The 636-nt window shown below is 50.2% G+C and carries 1 protein-coding gene; it reads left to right on the forward strand.

Annotation, left to right across the window (positions count from 1 at the left end; translation table 11 throughout):
• Positions 1-636: hypothetical protein (locus tag O3Q51_18415; GenBank protein MCZ4410797.1), on the forward strand; the 636-nt coding region annotated here is incomplete at both ends.

The following is a 636-nucleotide window of genomic DNA, read 5'->3' on the forward strand; positions in this document are numbered from 1 at the left end:
AGCGGTAGATGATTGCGGCAACACGTCGGATCCGATAGCAACGCTATTGAACATCATCGACAACACGGCCCCTGTGATTACGTGTCCTGCAGATGCAATGGTAAGTTGTAGCGACGATACAAGTCCATCAGCGACTGGCGAAGCGACAGCTACCGATGACTGCGGTCAGGAGGTAATGGTCACTTTCTCAGACGGCGCAACAAGCGGCGACTGTGTACAGACGTTTACAAGAACATGGACGGCAACAGATGCTTGTGGCAATAGCTCAAGTTGTGACCAAGTGATCACGATCACCGACGACGAAGCTCCAGTAGCGCCAATGGCACCAGAGAATGCGACAGCAAGTTGCGACGAGGAGTTGCCGATGGCCCCTGAGTTAGTAGCGGTAGATGCTTGTCAAGGAGATGTGATTGGTGTATTGTCAGAAGAGACAGTACCAGGATCATGTGTGAACAACTTCACGATAGTAAGAACATGGACATTTGATGACGGATGTGGTAACGTAAGTTCAGTAAGCAGCGAAGTAGTTGTGAGCGATACGGAAGCGCCTGTAAAAGATCCTAACTGCGAAGAACCACCGATGACATTCTTTACTTCAGACGGAGCGGACTGCCCTGCTGATGCAATCATTGATGT

It is taken from the genome of Cryomorphaceae bacterium 1068, assembly GCA_027214385.1.
In the GTDB taxonomy this organism is placed as follows: domain Bacteria; phylum Bacteroidota; class Bacteroidia; order Flavobacteriales_D; family Cryomorphaceae; genus JAKVAV01.